This is a genomic window from Lysobacter enzymogenes, assembly GCF_017168095.1.
GTDB classification, from domain to species: Bacteria; Pseudomonadota; Gammaproteobacteria; order Xanthomonadales; family Xanthomonadaceae; genus Lysobacter; species Lysobacter enzymogenes_D.
The window spans coordinates 1-1,580 of sequence record NZ_LXSD01000120.1 but is presented as its reverse complement, the minus strand read 5'-3'; the positions used below and the strand labels follow the sequence as shown (position 1 = coordinate 1,580).

Annotated in this window: 2 protein-coding genes; both read left to right on the top strand. The window is 70.5% G+C overall.

From position 1 onward, the window contains the following. Positions 1 to 174: 174 nt before the first annotated feature. A complete protein-coding gene (gene apaG, locus A7A76_RS03385) occupies positions 175 to 558 on the top strand; it encodes a Co2+/Mg2+ efflux protein ApaG (RefSeq protein WP_206409873.1) in 384 nt (127 codons plus the stop codon). A gap of 13 nt (positions 559 to 571) precedes the next feature. Further along, positions 572 to 1,438 (top strand): symmetrical bis(5'-nucleosyl)-tetraphosphatase, encoded by an 867-nt coding sequence (locus tag A7A76_RS03380; RefSeq protein ID WP_206409872.1) that lies wholly within the window; start codon positions 572 to 574, stop codon positions 1,436 to 1,438. Positions 1,439 to 1,580: the final 142 nt, after the last annotated feature.

Genomic DNA, 1,580 nt, shown 5'->3' with positions numbered 1-1,580 from the left:
CCGCGTCCGCGCGCGGCGCGACGCTCGCCGGGCCGCGCGACACCCGCGATGCCATCGCGCCCGCCGACGTCTGCGACCGCGATCGCAGCGCCGCCGCAGCGGGCGTTTTGCCCCTCCCCGCGTTATAGCGGGAACTCATTCCCGCTTCATCCCCGCTTTGCTTAAACTGCCGCCATGAACCGCCCCACCGAATACGTCTTCGACATCGACGTGGCCACCCGCTACCTGGACGATCAATCCGCTCCGGAGCAGGACCGCTACGTGTTCGCCTACACCATCCACATCCGCAACGCCGGCACCGTTCCCGCGCGCCTGATCGCGCGCCACTGGGTGATCACCGACGCCAACGGCAAGGTGCAGGAAGTGCGCGGCGACGGCGTGGTCGGCGAACAACCGTGGCTGCGCCCGGGCGACGATTACGAATACACCTCCGGCGCGGTGCTGGAAACCAGCCTGGGCACGATGGAAGGCAGCTACGCGGTGGTGGCCGACGACGGCACCCGTTTCGACGCGCCGGTTCCGTCGTTCACCCTGACCGTGCCGCGCACGCTGCACTGAGCGCGGACGGCACATGAGCGTTTGGGCAATCGGCGACCTCCAGGGCTGTTACGACGCCACCCAGCGATTGCTGGAGCGGCTCAACTTCGACCCGGCGCAGGACAAATTGTGGTTCTGCGGCGACCTGGTCAACCGCGGCGGGCAATCCCTGGAAACACTGCGTCTGGTCCACTCGCTGCGCGAGCACAGCGTGGTGGTGCTGGGCAACCACGACCTGTCGCTGCTGGCGATCGGCCAGCGCACCGAGGAAGAGAAGCGCAAGGTCAATCCCGACCTGCAGCGCATCGTCCTGGCCGAGGACGGCGAGTCGCTGCTGGACTGGCTGCGCATGCAGAAGCTCGTCCACGTCGACCGCCAGCTCGGCTGGATGATGGTGCACGCCGGCCTCGCCCCGCGCTGGACCGCGACGATGGCCGAGCGCCACGCGCGCGAGGTCGAGGAGCGCCTGCACGGCGACCAGTACCGGCGCCTGCTCAAGAACATGTACGGCGACCGCCCGGCCTGGAATCCCAAGCTGGCCGGCATCGACCGCCACCGCGCGATCATCAACATCTTCACCCGCCTGCGCTATTGCACGCCGCGCGGCCGCATCGCGTTCGAGGACAAGGGCAGCCCGGGCACCCAGCCGGTCGGCCTGTATCCGTGGTACGAGGTGCCGGGACGGGTCGAGCGCGATCTCAAGATCGTGTGCGGGCACTGGTCGACGCTGGGCTTGTTCATCGGCCACGGCGTGCACGCCATCGACACCGGCGCGGTCTGGGGCGGCAAGCTGACCGCGCTGCAGCTGGACACCGACGAGCTGCGCCTGGTCCAGGTGCCCGGCCGCGACGTGCCGGCGCATCCGCCGCGGCCCAGGCCGCCGCGCCCGCCGGCGAACTGAGCGGACGATGCGCATGCGCCACGGATGGCCGCGACCGCAGCCCGCGCCGGTGCTTCGCGCATCGGCGGCGCGCTGTGCCGCCATCGTCGGCGCGCCGGCGACGATGCCGGGGTTCGCAGGCGCGGCGCTCGACGCATCGGCC